The organism is Litorilituus lipolyticus, from assembly GCF_006439335.1.
In the GTDB taxonomy this organism is placed as follows: Bacteria; Pseudomonadota; Gammaproteobacteria; order Enterobacterales; family Alteromonadaceae; genus Colwellia; species Colwellia lipolytica.
Genome location: NZ_SAWY01000027.1, coordinates 77,707 through 98,903 on the forward strand (window position 1 = coordinate 77,707; position 21,197 = coordinate 98,903).

The 21,197-nt window shown below is 36.5% G+C and carries 14 protein-coding genes; 11 read left to right on the forward strand and 3 right to left on the reverse strand.

Annotation, left to right across the window (positions count from 1 at the left end):
• Positions 1-108: 108 nt before the first annotated feature.
• A complete protein-coding gene (locus EPA86_RS18465; RefSeq protein WP_281284883.1) occupies positions 109-5,391 on the reverse strand; it encodes a S8 family serine peptidase in 5,283 nt (1,760 codons plus the stop codon).
• Between the two features lie 355 nt (positions 5,392-5,746).
• Here EPA86_RS18465 and EPA86_RS12390 point away from each other — a divergent pair, with 355 nt between their 5' ends.
• The 9 genes from EPA86_RS12390 to EPA86_RS12430 all read left to right on the forward strand — a co-directional run bounded on the left by EPA86_RS12390 (position 5,747) and on the right by EPA86_RS12430 (position 16,127).
• Positions 5,747-6,574: a MipA/OmpV family protein gene (locus tag EPA86_RS12390; RefSeq protein ID WP_140604046.1), complete on the forward strand. Its 828-nt coding sequence runs from the start codon at positions 5,747-5,749 to the stop codon at positions 6,572-6,574.
• A 69-nt stretch (positions 6,575-6,643) separates the two neighbouring features.
• The gene (locus EPA86_RS12395; RefSeq protein ID WP_170309650.1) at positions 6,644-6,997 is read left to right on the forward strand and encodes a DUF3019 domain-containing protein; all 354 of its coding nucleotides are present in this window, start codon (positions 6,644-6,646) and stop codon (positions 6,995-6,997) included.
• Between the two features lie 10 nt (positions 6,998-7,007).
• The gene (locus tag EPA86_RS12400; protein ID WP_140604050.1) at positions 7,008-7,712 is read left to right on the forward strand and encodes a response regulator transcription factor; all 705 of its coding nucleotides are present in this window, start codon (positions 7,008-7,010) and stop codon (positions 7,710-7,712) included.
• 76 nt (positions 7,713-7,788) lie between these two features.
• Positions 7,789-9,015 (forward strand): ATP-binding protein, encoded by a 1,227-nt coding sequence (locus tag EPA86_RS12405; protein ID WP_140604052.1) that lies wholly within the window; start codon positions 7,789-7,791, stop codon positions 9,013-9,015.
• Positions 9,016-9,295: 280 nt separating this feature from the next.
• A complete protein-coding gene (locus EPA86_RS12410) occupies positions 9,296-11,170 on the forward strand; it encodes a diguanylate cyclase domain-containing protein (protein WP_140604054.1) in 1,875 nt (624 codons plus the stop codon).
• Between the two features lie 174 nt (positions 11,171-11,344).
• Entirely contained in the window at positions 11,345-13,015 is a 1,671-nt protein-coding gene (gene glnS / locus EPA86_RS12415; RefSeq protein ID WP_140604056.1) for a glutamine--tRNA ligase, read from the forward strand.
• Between the two features lie 135 nt (positions 13,016-13,150).
• Positions 13,151-14,707, forward strand: a complete 1,557-nt coding sequence (locus EPA86_RS12420; protein ID WP_246058386.1) for a mechanosensitive ion channel family protein — start codon at positions 13,151-13,153, stop codon at positions 14,705-14,707.
• Positions 14,708-14,763: 56 nt separating this feature from the next.
• Positions 14,764-15,570 carry a hypothetical protein gene (locus EPA86_RS12425; protein WP_246058388.1) on the forward strand — a complete coding sequence of 269 codons (807 nt, stop codon included), beginning with the start codon at positions 14,764-14,766 and terminating at the stop codon, positions 15,568-15,570.
• Between the two features lie 116 nt (positions 15,571-15,686).
• Positions 15,687-16,127, forward strand: a complete 441-nt coding sequence (locus EPA86_RS12430; protein WP_140604060.1) for an excinuclease ABC subunit A — start codon at positions 15,687-15,689, stop codon at positions 16,125-16,127.
• Between the two features lie 82 nt (positions 16,128-16,209).
• Here EPA86_RS12430 and ilvN read toward each other — a convergent pair whose 3' ends face one another.
• The gene (gene ilvN / locus EPA86_RS12435; RefSeq protein WP_140604062.1) at positions 16,210-16,707 is read right to left on the reverse strand and encodes an acetolactate synthase small subunit; all 498 of its coding nucleotides are present in this window, start codon (positions 16,705-16,707) and stop codon (positions 16,210-16,212) included.
• Positions 16,707-18,434 carry an acetolactate synthase 3 large subunit gene (locus EPA86_RS12440; RefSeq protein WP_140604064.1) on the reverse strand — a complete coding sequence of 576 codons (1,728 nt, stop codon included), beginning with the start codon at positions 18,432-18,434 and terminating at the stop codon, positions 16,707-16,709. The genes ilvN and EPA86_RS12440 overlap by 1 nt, the downstream gene beginning before the upstream one ends.
• Positions 18,435-18,929: 495 nt before the next feature.
• On the opposite strand from EPA86_RS12440, the gene EPA86_RS12445 reads away from it, so the two are divergent.
• Positions 18,930-19,508, forward strand: a complete 579-nt coding sequence (locus EPA86_RS12445; protein WP_140604066.1) for a DUF4136 domain-containing protein — start codon at positions 18,930-18,932, stop codon at positions 19,506-19,508.
• 131 nt (positions 19,509-19,639) lie between these two features.
• Positions 19,640-21,184 (forward strand): HD domain-containing phosphohydrolase, encoded by a 1,545-nt coding sequence (locus tag EPA86_RS12450; protein WP_140604068.1) that lies wholly within the window; start codon positions 19,640-19,642, stop codon positions 21,182-21,184.
• Positions 21,185-21,197 lie beyond the last annotated feature (13 nt).

Here is a 21,197-nt window from a genome sequence, read left to right on the forward strand (position 1 = left end):
TAAGTATTATTTGATTTCAAAATAAAAAGTCTAACTAGCGTGTAGTTAGACTTTAATGAATGAAGGGGCTAACTTAAAAGCCACTTCATTTTTACAGAATGATATGTGTTACTTCACGACTGTTGTTTTACGACGTAGACCTGCAACTAACATCAATAGCACTGCAGCAAAGCCAATACTACCACCAGAAGATTTCTTGGTTTCTTCTACAGGAGTAGGGTACATACAGCTACCGTCATCTTTGTTTGCATTTGCAACATAGTTAGATGCCGAAGAGTCAGTACAGCCTAGCTCAACCCCGTCAGAATTAACCGTTAACTTGAAGCTTGTGCTTGCTTTGTCCATTGGGTTTTCAATATCAGCAACTGTTATTGTTACCATTGTTTCACCATGGAAGTTAGCATCAGGCATGATTGTAACCGTTGAACCTGAATTATGACTTGAAGCACTACCTGTAACATTGTCACCAGAAATAATGATTTCGTTTACTGTAGTTAATTCAGAGTTATCAGCATAATAAACAGAAATATCAACTGATTCGTTCTCATCAACTTCAACATCGCTAATCATAGTAATGTCGATGTTTGATGGTGTCATTAAGGTGTGGGTCATATTGAAATCACTCATACCATCAACAGAACTTGTTGCTGTCATTACTTGGTCAGTACCAATTGCATCTCGACTAACTTTAGTCCAAATAGTTACTTCAAACTGTGAAGACTCAGGACCATAGTAATCAAAACAAACTACTAAACCATCGTGAATTTTTTGCTCTAAGTTATCATAGGCAAAGCTATTCCCCATATAACCACCTGAAATAGGTCCACGAGAGTAAATAGGTCCTCTAAAACCTTGTAAACCTATTGAACCACGACCATCTTGGCTGCCAAAGTCAATATTGTCATAAGCATAGTAAAGCTCATGTTCACCTTTACCGTGGCGAGTATTCACATTGAAAATCACTTCAAAATCAAAGCGGTCATCTTTTTCTTCCCACTTATAAGGACGTCCTGGCAATGAGTAATCACGGCCTGCTGAAGTATATGAACGTGCATTATCGTATTCGATAATCCCCCAACCAGTTTGTGTGCTCGCTAATGAAATACCGGAAGTTTCCTTATAAGTGTTTTTCAACGGCACACTCATAATGTCAGATGCCATGCCTGGGCTAACCGAGCGCCACATAGGCCCCATAGATTCATAAGGGAACGAGTCATATGGGAAGTTAAAGTGATATGGCCAGAAAGTTGGTTGAGCCCATAAATCCATCAAACCGTTACCACGTAAGCTAATTGCGTTTTCAGGAGAAACGTTCAACTTATCGGAATTGTTATATAGATGGAACGAATCATAACGACCGTTAAAGATTGAAGCGACGGGAATAACTAAGCCATCACGCCAATAAATGTTGTTATCCGCAGGTCTACCGTATTCATCTTCACCCGTTTTAAAGCCACTAAAAATGGCAGGGAAGTTAAACTCTTCTAAATCAACATAACCGCCAGGGTTGCTGTTGCCAAAGTTTGGCATACGACACATTTCATCTTCAACATTAGTTGACATAATGTAGCTAGCTTTAATATTTGCTGTATTAGGCTGAGTACCAGAGATAGTTACTACGTTACCTTCAATTGAAATATCTTCAACGATATCGCTTGAAGCCATTACATCATCGGCAGAAAAGCTTAACCCTTCAGGCATGTTCGCTGTGATCGTAAAGCTACGATCTGCACCTGTATCATTAGGCTGTACTTCAAAGGTATAAGGTATGACATCACCTGCTCGCGCTTTAGTTTGAGTCACATCTAAGTGCACATCATCTTGGCCACGTTCAAGCTTAAAGGAAACTTTACCTACATTACCGGCATTAACTTCAGAAGTACCAAAATCAAGCATAGAGTAATAAAGATCGCCTTCCATCATATCTGGCAAGTTATAACTCAGTGTTGCACTTACTGTGTCTTCACCGTTGGTTGGCTCTACAGCTAATGACATTTCACTAGATTCTTTATCCGTCACAACTGCAATAGCATAACTAAATACTTCATCAGCTAAATCTGGATACTTAGGCGTTGTACCATTTAATTTACCGCTGTTATAAAATACAGCCCAGTATTCACCTTCTTCTGGATTGTTAATATTACAGAAATTATTAAACATAATGTGATTTGACACACACAATATTTCTTCAAATGGGTCTGCTTTACCATTGCCGTTATAGTCTTTACCAACGTAAACGAGGATATTACCTACATCAAAGCTCTGGTCAAGCTGTGATTCAACAGTCCCTTGTGATTCAACTATTAGACGTTTGGCATTGGCAGGCACCGAGATCATTTCAATATGAGTTGCTTCGTCAAGTCGCTCTGACATGGGAATAGTTTCATCTGAGTTCATGCTCCAAGGGAACCACTTATCATCATCTTTAGGCAATGCAATTGTTTTTACATCGGCTTTAACTGGAGCATAAACTCGTGTGTATGGCGCATCTAATGCAGGTAATTCGATATCATTAAATTGAAAGCTACCTTCATTGCGATGAGCAACAGCGCGTAAACGGGCCGGCATAGCATTTTTGCTAAACTTAAACGCTAATGGTAAATGTGCTTCACTGCTGGCTCCTGTTATTTCAGTTAAAATAACATCAGAATGTAATTCAACTTCGGCATTAGAGAATAAGTCTTGGGTATCCATGATAGATGCCTCAAAAACTACCGTTTGTGACTCTCCTTTGCTTAAAGTGAATGTACTTGGCGTTGCTTTAATATTTACACCATTTTGAGCTGTTTGGTTACGTACATCGAAGTTCCAGTTAACAACATCGGCATGATCTATTTCCCAGCTACCATCTTTTGTTGCTTTGAAAGTACGGGTCCATTGACAGATAGGCTTACATTCAAAGTTAACTAACTGTGGTATGTTTAACCTATGTACTTGACCACCATTACCAGGGTTAGCAGCACGAAAGTTTTCAACGCTTTCATCCATGATTAGACCTGTGTCGATAGCTTCAGCCACATTAATGCGACCTGCACCTGCTCGGTAAATAAAGGCATCGGCAACATCGCCACCGTTTTCATTTAAGCGACGATATTTAACTACATTGTCGGCTGTTAACATCAAAGCAGATTGTACTTCGGTAGGAGTCCAGTCTGGGTGAGCTTCACGAATCAATGCCATTGCACCAGCAACATGAGGGGAAGCCATTGAAGTACCGCTAATAGCACTAAAATCAGTATTTGCACCTGCTGCTGTAAATGGGTGTTCATCAGCGTAAGCCGCGTAAATATTAACACCTGGTGCTGAAATTTGCGGAATGAGCATTTCTGACGTTGAGCTACTAGGACCACGAGAAGAGAAGCTTGCTAACCAATCGCCATTTGCTGGATCATGTTCAGTTTCTATTACCGTTTTACCTATGGTGATCATATGACCCTTTTCAGAATATGAGTCAATCCAATCTTCTAAACCATCGGTATTATCAGGATGGTTATATCCTAAATATTCACCATCCCATGCTTCACGGGTTAAGTGAATTGAAGGCAATGAGTAAGAGACTATCGGTGTACTATCCCCTTTAGCATAGTTATACATTATAAAGCCATCGGCACCACCCGCTTTTATATTGTCCGACTTAGCGGTTCTGGCAATGCCATTGGGATCTGACAAGTTATTGCGTTGACATACTACAATAACATCCGTTTCGCCTTCAGCAGCACCTACTATAGGAGAACCATCTTTATAAAAATTGAAAGTGCCAGCAGGGTAAGGAGTTCCACAATACCCCCCCCCATCTTTGTTGCCATTCTCATCAGCATAGTCTTTTGCCCAAACAACAACACCTGTTATTTCTGTTGTATTGATTGAGCCACCAACTAGACCTGTATCGATCCATTGGGGTTCTTCTGAGCCCAATGGATTACCACTTTCATCAGTAGCAAAGCCTTCAAAGTTTAATTTAGCTTCAACAACGATTTCTCGATCGTGGGTGGTTGCAGCAACACTTGCTAGCCAAGGTGAGGCATGATCAATTGAACCAAAAAATTCACCAGCACCATATGGTTGACCACCATTACCTGCTGCAACAGCAACAGAAATACCTGCTTCACGGGCAGCTAAAAATCCAAGTTCAACGCCATCATCCCAAGGAGAGGTGCTGTCTTGTCCACCAATAGAGAAGTTAATAACGTCGACACCATCCTTGATCGCATCTTCAATACCACCCATCATTGATTCCCAAGGACAGCCTAAGTAACCAGAGTCATTACTAGCGTGACATACTTGATAAGAGACTATATTAGCATGTGGTGCTACGCCTGATATTTGCGTAAACATGTCTTCTTTCACTAATACACCATCAGAAGCCGATTGGCTAAAGTCTGGTAGTAAATAATCAACATCTTTTAATACATTACCAGCTGAAGTTGAGGCAACATGAGAACCATGCCCTTGGTAATCTTCACCTATAGCAGGGTGTCCTGGAATCATGTCATCAAAAGCATCGGTAATTACGTCGTATGAACGCACACCAATTAATTTATCGTTACAAAGATTTTCTTGGCCTTCTACAGCGCAAGCACCAACATAGACACCTTCACCCCAAGGGTTAGTATGATCATAACCATCATCACCGACATCAGCAAAAGATTGGTGGTCGGTATTGATACCCGTATCAATAATACCCATTATGATACCTTCACCTTTGTACTCTAGACCGGATTCAGTTTGTCCCATCCAGACCTTGTCAGCACTGATTTTTTGAGGACCTGCATCGGTATGGATTTCATAGGTTTTAGCACGGTGAATATAAGCTACTTCAGGTAATTGTGAAACGCGCTTTGCTTCTGACTGAGTCATTTCAACCGTAAATGCGTTAACTGCTGTAGTAAATTGTTTACGTACCTCTTTACTCCCGACAGCTTTACTCATTGCTGTAATTGCAGCTGACTGTTTATATTTAAGGTAGTTGTTATATGCAGTTATACGGTTGGTAGTCGCTTCTCCCGCTTTGTACAATCTGTTGATACCTAAGTCGCTCTTTAATGAATCAACGTGAGTTCCTTGTAACCCTTTAATACCACCTTTATATAAAGAGGTTGGTTGATCTTTTAAACGAATTACATAAATGTGCTCACCAGTAATGTCAGCTTCCTCAACAAATTTTTTCTGTTGAGAGTTAATTTGAACATTTAGGCCATCATTTTTAAGCAAAGAGCCAGTGGAAACGTTATTTGATGTTCCCGCTTGTATTTTTTGTATTTGCTCTTGGGTTAAATTTGGTTGTTCTAATGAATGAATAATTTCACTAGGTGCCAAACTTGCCGCTGCATTCATTGCTGCTGCCCCATAAAGGGCAGTAAACAATGCAATAGAGACGTTATGTTTTTTCACTATATTCTCTCCGGATATAATTATAATTTTTAGTGCCATTATGAAATGGCGTTATAATATATAACGGTATCGCATTCTCAGGTGTTAGTGATTCTCTGTAGGTTTTTGTAGCGTGTTAATTATAATGTTAAATTTGTATCTTGTTGTATTTTAAGTGGAAATCCTTGGCTTTTGGCTTTGCCATTAATAATGGGATGTTTTGAGACACCTTTACTTGTTTGCATATTTAGTCACTTAGGTGGTTGTTTTATGCAAGAGGTTGGTGTTTGTAGCTTTTTGTACTAAAGTGTTAATTGCTGTCATAAATTCTGTTAAAGTCACCTTTGACTTATTTATTGCTTTTATTGTTTTTTTAATGAAACTCTTTTTTCTATTCCTAATCATTTTTATCCCGTGTTCATATACTACAGCTTCTGAAACACAGAATGTTGAAGTTAATAAGTGGGATTTTTCAGTATATCTAGGCCAAGGCTACGTAGAAAACCCAATTATTAAGTTAGATGATTTAAAAATAAATGTTTTTCCTTCTTTTACTTATTATGGTGAAAAGTTTTTTATCGACAATACAACGATTGGGTATAGCTTAATTGAAGGGGATAACATTTTCTTCGACCTAGTGGGTGCTGTAAATGAAGATGGTTTATTTCATCACTTTCAAAATAAAAACTATACTTTGGTCAATATTTTAGGCTTCAAGCCAACTACCGGAGGTGGGAGAAAGCCAGAACTGAGTGGCTTTGAGCCGATTGAGCGTAATATTTCTTATTTAGCAGGGTTAAATATAACCTACATGACAGATTATTTTACCGCACAGTTAGCCTATTTAACTGATGTTTCAGGCGTTCATCATGGTAATGAAGTCAGGGTTTCTTTATCTAGAAATTTGGTGTTTTCTTGGTTCGAATTGTATTTCGAAATAGGACAAGTGACAAAAAGTAAGGATTTAGTTAGCTATTATTATAAGTTAAAACCTGAAGAGCTATCTTTTTTAAGGGATAATTATCAGGCGGGTGAAGCGACTAACACTTTTTATAAAGTGCAAATCGATATTCCTTTAACCGAGTCCTTTACGGTTATTGGAGTTGTGAAAGAAACACGTTTGGGTGATAAGATTGATGAAAGCTTTCTAACAGATAAATCGAGTTACTCTTCTAGTTTTGTTGGCATTAAGTACCATTTTTAGTTGCTTATGAAAATAATAAAACTCCTAACAATAACCACAATAATATGCTTGTATATTACAAGTTGGGAGTTGTCAGCTAAAGAAAAAATCAGTAGTAATAATGTTCAATATTCATTTAGTCTTCAACCCGAAATTTGTGTATTAGAAAGCCCCCAAAGCTTCTGCCATCAAACTGTAGTATTCGAATTTATTGACCAGCCCCCTCATAATATTTGTATTTATATAAAGCAGAACTTAGCATCAAAACAATGTTACTCTTCAAAGCATCGATCTATTTTTAACTATGTTGTTAATACCGATACAAGTATTGAGTTAGTTATTGAGGATGAAATAACTCATAAAATTTTAGGCATTACTGAATTTAAAGTGACAAAATATAAACCCGTAAGACAACGCCGTCGTTTTTCTTGGAATTTGCTGTAAACTTATTAAGATGAATAATATAAAGCCTTTATGTAAATTATTATTAATTGAAGACGATTTACCGCTAGCTTCACTCATTAGTCAATACTTGCGCAAACACCATTGTGATTTAGTGCATGTTAGCACTGGCGCTGAAGTAGAGCTGCTTGTAGATATAGATAAGTTCGATATCATTTTATGCGACGTGATGTTACCAGATACCACAGGCTTTGAATTGTTACCATCAATCACAAGCTTAACCTCATGTCCTATCATATTTTTAACGGCACTTGACGAAAATACTGATCAAATTCAAGGTTTAGAATTAGGAGCTGTGGATTATATCGTTAAGCCAATTGAGCCAGCCGTTTTATTAGCACGCATTAAAGTGCAGTTACGTCATAAGTTTATTCAACACAATTCTCCATTACTTACTATAAATGACTTGATCTTTGATAAAAAATTAAAAAAAATATCGTTTAAAAATAAAACTTTGCCTTTTACTGTACAAGAGTTTGATGTTCTCAATGTTCTTGCGGAACACTATTTGGATGTTGTGCCCCGTGAAGTATTATTTGAACAGGTAATTGGCCGGGATTATGATGGTTTAGATCGTGCCGTAGATTTAATTATTAGTCGCCTACGAAAAAGGTTTGAAGAGTTGTCTCTAACCTTTATGTCAATACGCTCTATTCGAGGTAAAGGCTATCTCTTCAGTTGTGAACAAGTTAATTAGCTCATATAAAGTTGCAGTAGCTAGAAATTAGCTATAAACACAGATTATATGCTCTGAAATCTAATTGGGATAGAAAATGAAGTTTCAGTTTGCGCGTTTATATTTGCTTATCGTTTTAATCGCCTCGTTGGTGATTTTTTCCTTCAGTGAAATTTATAATAATTTCTTTCAAGACGATATGAGTTATCAGATTGATATAAAACAAATTTTACCATATTACACTCAAAGTCGAGGGAGCATTCCTTATGATAATGTAAAGTTGAAAGTAGTTACCGCTAAATCTATTATCATGCCAAAACATTTAAGTCAGTTGTTAGCACAAGGACAAATTATAAAAATAGCGGATGAGACTGGTTACGAGTTTTATTATCAGTATTTAGATAAGAATAATTTATATCAATTTGGGCCAGTATTAACTAAGAAGGCGAACGAGGATAATGGTGAGTTATATTTTGTTCTTTTATTTTACTCTGCTTTAGCTTTATTAGTGCTAGGGTTTATTTGGCCACTTTTTAAAGATTTAGCGAAGCTACAAACAAAGGCGTTAACTTTTGGAGAAAAATTACAACCCATCAGTAGTGATATTTCTCGTAGTTCAAATATTTATCCTTTAGCAAATACTTTTGACAAAATGTCTCACCAAATAGTTGAAACGATGCAAATGCATCAAGACTTATCTCGCACCATCGCTCACGAGATACGTACGCCACTGGCAAGAATGAAGTTTGTTTCGGAACTTATTTCTGATGATATTGATGTTGAACATCAAAAGCGTTTAAAGGCAGATGTCGATGAAATTGAGCAACTTATGGCTGAATATTTGTCATTTGAACGTTTAGAGCATGAACATTATTCCATGGATAAAAAATTGGAAAATGTTACTCAATTTTTCAATTCTTTAAATGAAAAATACCTTTACCAAAAAGGAAGTATATCTATAGATTTCTCTTCAAATACAACCCATGCTTACTTTAATAGAAAGGGAATGGATAGAGCGATACAAAATTTAATTAATAATGCACTTCGTTATGCTAATACCGTTATTGAAGTGAATTTTATTGTAAAAGATCAAATGTGTTTCATTGTTGTTGCTGATGATGGCACAGGTGTTGGAAAAGAGGCAAAGAAGTTAATTCAGCCATTTATCCGCAAAAATTCGAAGGACAATAACGATACTGGCTATGGTTTAGGTTTATACATCGTCAGGAAAATTTTAATTTGGCATCAAGGAAAGTTATCGTTAGGCAATTGTAGTGAATTAAAGGGAGCAAAAGTGACCCTCTCTTGGCCGAATCAAAACTAGTATATTAGAAAAACGATTATATTTAGATAATAAGCTGTAGGAAAAGTGTTTGATCTTCACCATATTTTTGTAGGTAACCTATGGTATTATAGTGCTTTATTAATAATACAAGTTAGTTCTATATTGGCTTCCCCTTTTTTTAACGCACCTTTTTTACAAACACATGTTTATGCTATATGGATAATATCAATCTATAGTTATAGCAAGTATTACCTTGAGGTAATAAGACGTGGTTGTTTGAAAATCATGTTAACGGTGGTCAGTAATTAGTGGTGTTCATTTGAACTTAAATAAGAATGTCTTTTTATTAGCTATTTTACCTGTAATAGCGCTTGTTGTGCTCTCTGCTTTTATGCTTGAGCAGCAGCTTAGTGTTATAGGGCAAGCAAATAAGTTAAAAAAAGTGATACAACTTAGCTTGTTAAATAATGAAGTAGTTCACCAATTACAAAAAGAGCGAGGGCGAAGTAATGTTTACCTCTATCGTCAAAATAAAAGTAATTTTTCTTTACTGAGCCAACAGCGTCTTCTAACTGACAATGCGCTAAATAAGCGAGCGCAATATTTATCAATTGAACAAGATAAAGCAATTTACCCTGTTAGTTTTTTAATCATAAATCAAATGGGGTCTTTAGTCGAAAAAAGAGAAAATATAGATAAACTGAATATCACCTCGAAAGAGGCTATTTCATTTTACAGTCAAATGATCAACCCTTTAATTGACAGTCTATTATTACCGGCAACGCCTTCCAAAAGTAAAGATGTTGATGATTTATTATTTTCTTACTTTCACTTAAGTAAAGCAAAAGAATATGCAGGCATTGAACGTGCTCTTCTTGCAAAACTATTAAGCCAAGGTGGTCTTAACGATCAAGATGAAAAAGAAATCATACAAACTAGAGCAATGGAAGCTACTCATTTACAAACATTTGGGATTGTTGCTAATGATTCAATATCCTCCGCTTATCAAAATACAATAAAGGATGAAGCATTCATTAATTATGCGAAAATAAGGCGAAACCGCATCGCATTTATTAATAAACAAAGATGGTTTGAAGATGCAACGGCGAGAATTGATCTTTTGCACAATATAGAAAATGAAATTGCAAAATCATTATTAAATCAATTAGATACAATAGGTCAGGATAACAAACAGCAACTTAAAATAAGTTTGCTATATGGTGGTATGTCTATAGCTCTAACGCTTTTACTTTTTGTGAAGTTATTACATAACATGGCTATTGAACGTCGTTATAAAAAACAATTAGAAAATCAAACTGAAGAGTTACATTTATTTAAATTAGTTGTTGATAATTCTCATAATGGCGTAGTAATAACATCACCTGCGGGTATCATTTCATATGTAAACCGACACTTTTGTAATATGTCTGGCTATGAAGCGAATGATGTATTAGGTAAAAACCCTCGTATATGGAGTTCAGGTGAAACAGCCCAAGAAACGTATCGCCAACTTTATAAATCGCTAAAAGAGCAAGGCATTTGGCAAGGAGAGTTGAAGAATAAACGCAAGGCTGGTGAACTTTATTGGACGAGTACTGCTATTTTCCCAGTTAAATCAATTGATGGCACCGTAAAAAGTTATGTGTGTATTCAAAAGGACATTACTCAACAGAAGAAAGATAAAGAACAAATAGAACACTTAGTTAATCATGACACTTTAACAGGTTTGCCTTCATTACGTTTAGGTCGAGATAGACTAGCTCAAGCAATACTCTCGGCAAAGAGACATCAATTAATCACAGCTGTGATGTTTATTGATTTAGATGGTTTTAAGAAAATAAACGATACTTTTGGTCATAGCGCAGGTGACAAAGTGTTAATTGCCGTAGGTCAACGCATAGTTGATTTATTAAGATTAACCGACACCGTTGCAAGAATTGGCGGCGATGAATTTATCGTTATTATGACTGATATTAAAGATGAGAAGGCTATTTCACAGGTAGCTCAAAAAATTATAAATGAAGTGAAACGTCCTATAGATTATAAAAATGAGCAGCTTTTTGTTACTGCCAGTATAGGTATCGCCCAATACCCCATACATGGCTCCTCAAGCGAGGAGCTTATGCAAAATGCTGATAATGCAATGTACTCAATCAAAGATAAAGGGAAAAATAATTTTACTTTTTATCACTAGCTCACTGTGATTTATATTCATAATAGTGTGTATGTTGCTAGCCTTTTGGTTCTTCATCAAAAATAGTCTATTTATCACCTTAATACGCTATTACCGTCGTTAAACACTTGTTATAATGAAAGTCATTAATGTTTTTAAGCATGTTATTTTTTTATTTTTCGAGGTTAGTTCTAAATGTCGGATACTGAAAGCCGCCCAACAAATTTTATTCGTCAAATCATTGATGCCGATTTAGCTAGTGGCAAACATACAAGTGTGCAAACGCGTTTTCCTCCTGAGCCAAATGGTTATTTACACATTGGTCATGCAAAAGCTATTTGTTTGAATTTTGGTATAGCTCAAGACTATAACGGACTTTGCAATCTGCGATTTGATGATACTAACCCAGAAAAAGAAGATATTGATTACGTAAATGCCATTCAAAAAGATGTTCAATGGCTAGGTTTTGAGTGGGCTGGCGATATCCATTATTCTTCAGATTATTTTGAACAGTTACATGGATATGCAGTTGAGCTGATTGAAAAAGGCCTTGCTTATGTTTGTTTCTTAAATGCTGATGAAACCCGTGAATATCGTGGCACTTTAAATAAACCCGGCAAAAATAGCCCTTATCGTGATACCAGTGTTGAAGAAAACTTAGCTCTTTTTGAAAAAATGAAAAATGGTGAGTTTGAAGAAGGGATTTGTGCTCTTAGAGCTAAGATAGACATGAGCTCTAGCTTTATGTGTATGCGAGATCCTATTATTTATCGTGTTAGATTTGCTCATCATCATCAAACAGGTGATAAGTGGTGTATCTATCCAATGTATGATTTTACTCACTGTTTATCTGATGCAATTGAAAAGATCACTCATTCAATATGTACTCTAGAATTTCAAGATAATCGTCGTTTATATGATTGGGTCATAGAAAACGTATCGGTGCCAGCCGTTCCACGTCAATATGAGTTTTCTCGTTTAAACCTTGAATATACTTTAATGAGTAAAAGGAAACTTAATACGCTGGTAGAAGAAAACCTTGTTAATGGATGGGACGATCCAAGAATGCCAACTATTGCTGCGTTTCGTCGTCGCGGCTATACACCAAGTTCTTTGCGTGAGTTTGCTAAGCGAATCGGTGTGACTAAAATGGATAACACTGTCGAAATGAGTGTACTTGAAGCATGTATTCGTGAAGATTTAAACGATAACGCACCTAGAGCAATGGCGGTTCTAGACCCTATTAAGTTAGTGATTGAAAATTACCCAGAAGGTAAAACAGAAGAGTTAACAGTAAAAAATCATCCAAGTGATGAAAGCCAAGGCTCGCGCATTGTGCCCTTTAGTTCAACGCTTTTAATTGAAGCTGAAGACTTTAAAGAAGAAGCAAACAAAAAATATAAGCGCTTAGTCTTAGGTAAAGCCGTACGTTTACGTGGAGCATACGTGGTTACTGCGACTCGATGTGATAAGGATGAACAAGGTAATATTACAACAGTTTATTGTAATTACGATGCTGAAACGTTAGGTAAAAATCCTACAGATGGTACAAAGCCAAAAGGAGTCATTCATTGGGTTGATGCCGAAAAATCACTTGATGCCACTGTGCGTTTGTATGACCGACTATTTACTGTGCCTAATCCTGCTGGGGCAGATGATTTTCATAGTGTAATCAACTCAGATTCGTTAATAACAATAGAAAATGCGAGAGTTGAGCCTGCTTTACAAAACGCTCAGCCAGAACATGCGTACCAATTTGAAAGACAAGGTTATTTTTGTTTAGATAATGCTATAGAAAAACAGGGTAAACTAGTTTTCAACCGAACTGTTGGTCTGCGTGATACTTGGGCGAAAATATCGGGCTAACTTGAGTAAACTGGTATCTGTTGTCATAAAAACCTGTAGCTATTTCTTTTAGTTACAGGTTTTTTTTGTGTTGTATTTTTATTAATATATTGACGACACTATTAAATATAATTGCTTTACACCGAAGGAAGAACAATGATGCACCAAAAGCGATACATTGTGGGAAAAGTAACAAAACTTCAGTTTGCTATGATTGGTTTAATGCTTTTGTTAAGCCCATTAACTCTGATTGCAAAAGAAGAAAACTCAGAAGGATATGTGGCTAGCACTACTAAAGATATTCGGGTACCTATAGATGAATTAGAGCTTGCCTTATTACCTTTATTTAAGCATGAAATGGAAGCTGAGGTTCAAGCTTGGCTAACGGTGTTAAAAAATAAAGCAACCATCTTAAGTGAAGCTGAAATTTTAGTTAGTCAAAAGCAACATGGTGTTGAGGTTTTAACAAACCTCGCTGACTCTAGTTCCGAAGTTGTAGAAATCAATGAATCAACTGATAAAAAGGCAAGTGATGATGTTCAAGAGGTTGAGCAAGAAGTACAAGAAGATTTAGCTCATTTAGAAGAACTTTCACAAAAGCTTGATAATCAAAATGCTGAAAAAGCCGTAGCTTCCTTGGAGGCAAAGCAAAATAACTTATCTGCACTTTCTGAGCAGGCTTCAATATTTGCAGTAAAACTACAAGAACGAAGAAAAAAGCTGATAGCTAGTTTAACCCAACTTCGTGAAGAGAAAAATGCTGTTTTAGAACGCTTTAATGTCGTGCTATCTCATTGGGAAGCAAAAGGCGGTGATGTAAAGGAATTAAAATTATATGCAGATGCACTTGATACTACCAATGTCGATTTATCTGACGGTAATGCGACATGGTTAACGTTTAAAGGTTGGCTTAACTCTAAAGAGGGCGGTTTACTGTGGTTAGCAAATCTAATTAAATTTTGTATCGCAATTTTTATTGTTTATTTAATTTCTATGTTTATTGGTGCAATCACTGATGCAGCCTTAAATCGAAATAAAAAAATATCCTTTCTACTTAAAAACTTTATTCAAGTCATGGTTAGACGCATTATTTTGTCAATAGGCTTTATTGTTTCTTTAACTATCATAGGGGTCAATGTAGCACCTGTTTTAGCATTGATAGGTGCAGCAGGTTTAGTTATCGGCTTAGCATTACAAAGTACATTGAGTAATTTCGCTAGCGGTATGTTAATACTTATTTATAGACCTTTTGATGTTGGTGAAGTGATTGAAATTGATGGTGTTGTTGGTACGGTTGACTCCATGACATTATTATCTACCGCAATTAAAACGTTTGATAATCAACACTTAATTCTACCAAACAACAATGTTTGGGGGACAACTATTATCAACGTGACAGGGAGTGAAACACGTCGTGTGGATTTAGTTTTTGGAATCGGATATAGCGATGACTTATCAAAAGCTCAAAATATTCTTGAACAAATCGTACAGCAACATTCAAAAGTACTAGATTCACCCGAGGCAATAATAAAAGTTCATGAATTAGCAGACTCATCTGTTAATTTTGTATGTCGTCCGTGGGTAAAAACGGTTGATTATTGGGATGTTTATTGGGATATTACGCGAGAAGTAAAAGAGCAATTTGATAAGCAAGGCGTTAGTATTCCTTTTCCTCAACAGGATGTACATTTACATCACATTAAGGCTGATTAGATAGTTAGATGCAAGTACACTTCTTAAAACTGATTATCATAATGGTATTTCTGACGATGTGTTGTTATTCGGTTGTCGCCGACGATGGTAGCAATTCAGAAATTGAAGTGGTTCATTATGCCTATGCTAACTATTTGGGAAGTGGTATATATCGTACCACGGGGCAAGACGCGAGTATCATTAACTTACCCTTTGCTTATGACATTGATACCGTCGGTAAAACGACCTATGGTTTAAGGTTACCACTTTCACTGGGCTTTTTTGATTTTGAGATTGCTGATATTCCAGAGCTTGATTTACCCTCAGAAGTTGGCACTGCTACTTTTACTCCTGGGGTTGCTTTGAGTTATCAGTACTCAGATAATCTCGCGATAGAAACATATTTAGATTACGGTTACGCTAAAAACTTTACCAGCGGTTATAATGTCAGTATTCATTCTGCAGGTATCTCTTCTTTATATCACTTTGATTACCAAGAGCTTGATACAATTTGGGCCACTAGACTTTACTACGCTGCTTATCAAGGAAATGGCTACAGTGCCCAAGATTCTTACGCGGCTCTACAGGTTGGTTTAGATGCGGGCTTGCCGTTAAAATATCAAATATTTAGCTATCCTTTTCAGCCGCGATTATTTGCTACGGCTTTTTGGTATTTTAATGATGTAGAATTTAACTCGCAAAAATCAATACTAAATTCTGAGGTAAGTAATGTTACTTTGTCTAACTCGGTTGAATTTGGTTTAACATTTAAATTTGACAGAGTGATTGGCTATTCTTGGGCAGGTTTTGATAGGCTAGGACTTAGCTATCGATTTAGTGATGACTTTAGTGCATTTCGACTTTTATTTTCATTTCCTATTTAATATGTTTAATTTTTATTTGCTGCTAGAAAGGCACCCTTGTAGAATTGCATCAACAAATAATTGAGTTAATTTAATATTATTTGAAAATAAATTTAAAAAAATCAAAAGGAATTAAAATGAAAAAATTTTCACTTATTACAGCGTTATTAATCAGTGTTCTTAGTTTAAACAGTTATGCTCGTGATGATATTGCAAAATACTCCGTACCAGACTTACTCAAGACGACTAAAGCACAAGATGCTTTGTTAGATGTGCCATTATTTTTTGCCAGTCAAGCGCATAAAGAAGTTGAAAAAACTTATGGTGAAGTCTCAACGAACAAAAAAACTAATGCGTTTATGAAGTCTGATGAAGAAGCTTGTCAGTGGGCGATGTTAAGTGCACTTAAAGCATTACAAGAGCGCGCTATACGTGAAAATATGGATGCAGTTGTTAATATTAAATCTAACTATAAAAAGCGTAAATTTGTCAGTGAAACACAGTTTGAATGTGGAGCAGGTGCCGTAATGGCAGGGGTAGCGTTAAAAGGTACGCTAGTTAAATTTAAAAGTGAGTAAAAAATACTAAACACAGTCGTTTAGATATTAGCGCTCAAAAAAAAGAGGCTTTAAAGCCTCTTTTTTGATCTTATTTTTCAGACTAAATACGTAAGGCTTTTTCACCTCGTGCAATACCAACACAGCCTGAACGTACTGATTCAATGATCTCTGTTTCATTTCTCAATGTATCGATAAAGGCGTTTAATTTGTCTGCATCCCCTGTTAATTGGATGGTATAGATTTGTTTTCCTATATCAACGATAGCACCTCTGAAAATATCAGTAATTCGTTTTACTTCTGTGCGTGACTTATCACTTAATGCGACCACTTTTACGAGTAATAATTCTCGCTCTAAGTGCTTTCTGTCAGTTATGTCTGTGATTTTAATTACATCGATGAGCTTGTTCACTTGCTTAACAATTTGCTCTAATATTTTATCATCACCCTTTGTTGCGATAGTCATACGAGATAAGCTAGCATCTTCGGTTGGCGCCACTGTCAGGCTTTCGATATTAAAAGCGCGTTGAGAAAATAAACCTACAATACGAGAAAGTGAACCAGGCTCGTTTTCCATTAATATTGCTAATATACGTCGCATTATGCTTTTACTCCTTTTGATAACCACATTTCGTCGATAGCACCTGTACGAATATGCATAGGGTAAACATGCTCTTTTTCATCGACTAATACATCAACAAACACTAAACGGTTTTTAATACTAAATGCTTCTTCAAGTTTACTATCAAGCTCAGATAACGTGTTGATTTTTATCCCAACATGACCGTAAGATTCTGCTAATTTTGTGAAGTCTGGTAAGGACTCCATGTAAGACGAGGAGTGTCTACCGCCATAAACCATATCTTGCCACTGCCTTACCATACCAAGTGAGCGATTATTTAAGGCAACAATGACAACCGGAAGGTTGTATTGCATACAGGTAGATAACTCTTGAATATTCATTTGGATTGAACCATCGCCTGTTATACAAATAACGTGTTTATCTGGAAAAGCTAATTTCACCCCCATTGCGGCAGGTAAACCAAAGCCCATAGTGCCGGCACCACCAGAATTAATCCACTGGCGAGGTTTTTCAAACGGATAATATTGCGCAGCAAACATTTGATGCTGTCCAACGTCTGAAGCAACATATGCTTCACCATTGGTAATCTTATACATAGCTTCAACGACTCGTTGAGGTTTTATTTTTTCATTTTCATCTTGCTTATAGCTAATACTTTTCATATTGCGCCATAAGTTAATTTGTTGCCACCAAGGTGCTAGTACTTCTTCGTCTGGAGTAAAGTCAGTTGCAGCTAGTTCATCAAGTATTTGCTGAATGACTACATCTACTAGGCCAACAACAGGAACATGGGCGTTAATGGTTTTAGATATTGACGTTGGATCTATGTCTACGTGAATAATTGTGGCATTAGGGCAAAACTTTTCAACATTGTTAGTTACTCTATCATCGAATCGAGCGCCTAATGCAAGGATCACATCAGCATTAGCCATGGCTTTGTTTGCTTCTAAACTACCATGCATACCTAGCATACCAATAAAGTTCTCATGCGTACCTGAAATCCCGCCTAAGCCCATTAATGTATTGGTTACTGGTGCCTTTAAAGTTTCAACCAGCTCTGTAAGTAGGTGGGAAGCATCTGATAATACAATACCACCTCCAGAGTAGATCACTAAACGCTGTGCAGATTTGATAGTGCTTACTGCTTTTCTTATTTGCTTAGGGTGCCCCTTTACATTTGGGTTATAAGAGCGCATTTTCACATCAGTGTTGATATTAAAAGTTCCTTTATTTTGAGGAATTAAAATATCTTTTGGAAGTTCAACCACAACAGGGCCAGGTCTTCCTGTACTAGCTATATAGAATGCCTTTGCAATGGCATCAGGAATATCAGCAAGGCTACGACAGTTAAAACTATGTTTAATAATAGGACGAGTACAACCAACAATATCTGTTTCCTGAAAGGCATCATTACCAATAAGAGAAGTCGCTACTTGCCCTGATAAAACAACCATCGGAATTGAATCCATATAAGCTGTAGCTATTCCAGTTACACAGTTTGTTGCCCCAGGCCCTGAGGTAGCTAATACAACTCCCACTTCACCTGTTGCTCTTGCATAGCCGTCGGCCATGTGAGTTGCGGCTTGCTCGTGTCGAACTAAGATGTGTTCAATTTCATCTTGCTGAAAAATAGCGTCGTAAATATCTAATACGGAGCCGCCGGGATAGCCAAATATATATTTTACATTAAGTGCAGAAAGAGATTTTACTACCATCTCTGCACCGGTAAAAAGTTCTGTTGTCATATCATCACCTTGGTTCATGCCATAGCACCCAAAAAATTAATAAAGCTTTTCTTATGGTCAAAAAAAAACCCCGATCTTGATCAGAGCGGGGTATTTTTATCGTTTGGTTTATTTGTTCTGTTAAACGTAACGAAGCCCCAGCAATGATTTGACAACCACTACAACGTTGAGGACGACGAGTTTAAGACTTACGTTTAACATTTATTAATTTTTATAAAATTTAATACAAATAGATGGTGTTATTTTTAAGGCTTTAGCGGTATCTGTCAACCATTAAATACAATTTGTTTGAAATAACTAGTATTTTTGTTGGCGCAAAAGTCTTGACACTATAGAACGACTGAAATTTTAATGATTTTTTAATTTAAAAAAAGCAGTAAAGCTGTATTAGTTTTTAGATTTGCTTTATATTTATCTTAGATACATTAATTAACAGTTTATTTACTGTAACAAGAGTATGTTATAGATCTCTAATACCAATGATGGAAGGAAATTATGAGCCAAGTAAAAACATTGATGATAATTGCAATATCGCTAATCATGTTAGGTTGTGCAACAAACCAAGCTAAAGTGTCATTTGATCGCAACGCCGATATCGACACGATGAACTATAAAACTTTTGCTTGGCTAACCGAAGCGAAAATTATGGCTCCTCCAGCTGATTTTAATCCTGTAATGAAAGTACGTGTTGATGAAGCGATAGAACAAGCATTTATTGCAAAAGGTTATCAATTAGTTACTGATCCTGAAGAAGCTGATTTTACCATCTCATATACTGTTGGTAGCCGAGATAAAATCAAAGTGAATAGTTATCCTGCTACATATAACACTGGCTTTGGTTGGGGGCGTGGTTACTATGGTGGAAGAGGCTATTACGGTAGCGTGCATATGGGTACAGAAACTAGCGTAAGACAGTACACTGAAGGTAAGTTAGCAATAGATATTTATGATGTTAAATCACGCCAACCTGCATGGCATGGCTGGGCAACTAAACGTTTGTCATCGAATGATACAGAACAGCCGGGCACAGCCATTAAAGAAGTTGTTGGCCAGGTGGTAGCACAGTTTTACTAAGCGTTAACATATTTTTCAACGTAAACAATTATATAAAAGCGGCATAGGCCGCTTTTTTTTATTCATTTCTCGTATTTTTTATTATCTGAATTACACTTAGTATAAGTTTCACAACATATAAAAAAAATCAAATGAGTGACTTTATTTTTCACGACGAAATTGAGACTGATGACAGTGCGCCTAAAAAAATTGATAAGTTTTGGCGGGTATTAGTCATTGATGATGATGAGTCTGTTCACCAAGTAACTAAACTTGTGTTAGCTGATACTGTTATTGAACATAGAAAGCTAGAAATTGTATCTGCTTATAGTAGTGAAGAGGCAAAACAAATTCTACAAAAAGATGATAGCTTTTGTATGGCTTTTGTTGATGTGGTGATGGAAACCGATCATGCAGGGTTAGAGTTGGTTGAATGGATTAGGAAGGAGCATAAAAACCAAGCAATTAGGCTTATTCTCAGAACTGGGCAAGCAGGAACTGCACCTGAAGCGAAGGTTATCAGAGATTTTGATATCAATGATTATAAAGAAAAAACCGACTTTACAGCGAATAAAATGATCACTACGGTTTACGCCAGTATTCGTGCTTATAGAGATATTATGACTATTCAGCGTAGTCTCGATGCCTTTAAGATATTAATCGAAGCTACTCATGATCTATTAAAAATTAACCAACTCAGACCTTTTGGCTCTGCAGCGTTGAATCACTTACTCGCTTTAATGAATGTAGACAGCTCTGCTTTATATATTGCACGTACGCAAATTGATTTCGCACAACAAGTGACTAGCTCAATAATTGCTTGTACGGGCAAATACGTATGTGAGAGCGACTCACTTGAGTCTTCTAATATTGACACAGAAGTTAAGAGCAAAATCCAACAAGTTTTTCATGATAAGTCGCATTTTAGTAATAACGAATGCTTTGTTGGTTATTATCAATCGGGTGTTAATTCAGCATCGGTACTATATATAGAGTTTGAGGATGATAATGAACACTTTAAAGCCAGCTTAGCTGAGTTATTTGCGACAAATGTAGCTCTTATTCTCGAGAGTTTAACTAAGCAAAAAGAAATTGAGAAAACGCAAAAGGAATTACTATTTATTGTGAGTGAAGCCGTAGAGGCAAGAAGTAAAGAAACAGGAGCCCATGTTAAAAGAGTTGCACTGATCTGTGAGCTGATTGCGCGAAAACTTAATTTGAATGAAGATTATATTGACGCGTTACTTTTAGCTGCCCCCTTACACGACTTGGGTAAAATATCAGTGCCTGAAGCGATTTTGCATAAACCTGACAGCTTGAATGAGCAGGAACGAGAGATAATGCAAACTCATGCGCAAATAGGAGGGGAAATACTTGATAAGTCTTCTGTTAGTGTCTCTAAGTTAGGTGCGAAGCTAGCTAAGTATCACCATGAAAATTGGGATGGTAGTGGTTACCCTGAAGGTCTCTCTGGTGAAAACATTCCACTTGAAGCCCGCATTATGGCGGTAGCAGATGTTTTTGATGCGCTAGGCTCTAAACGCTGCTATAAAAAAGTATGGGGTGATGAGCAGATCAGAGCTTATTTGCTCAGTGAAAAAAGCAAAAAATTTGATGCAGGCATTGTCGATATTGTCATCGATAACTTTGATGAGTTTTTAGCGATAAGAGAAAAGTTTCCAGATTCAACTTCGTAATTATATTAAGCAG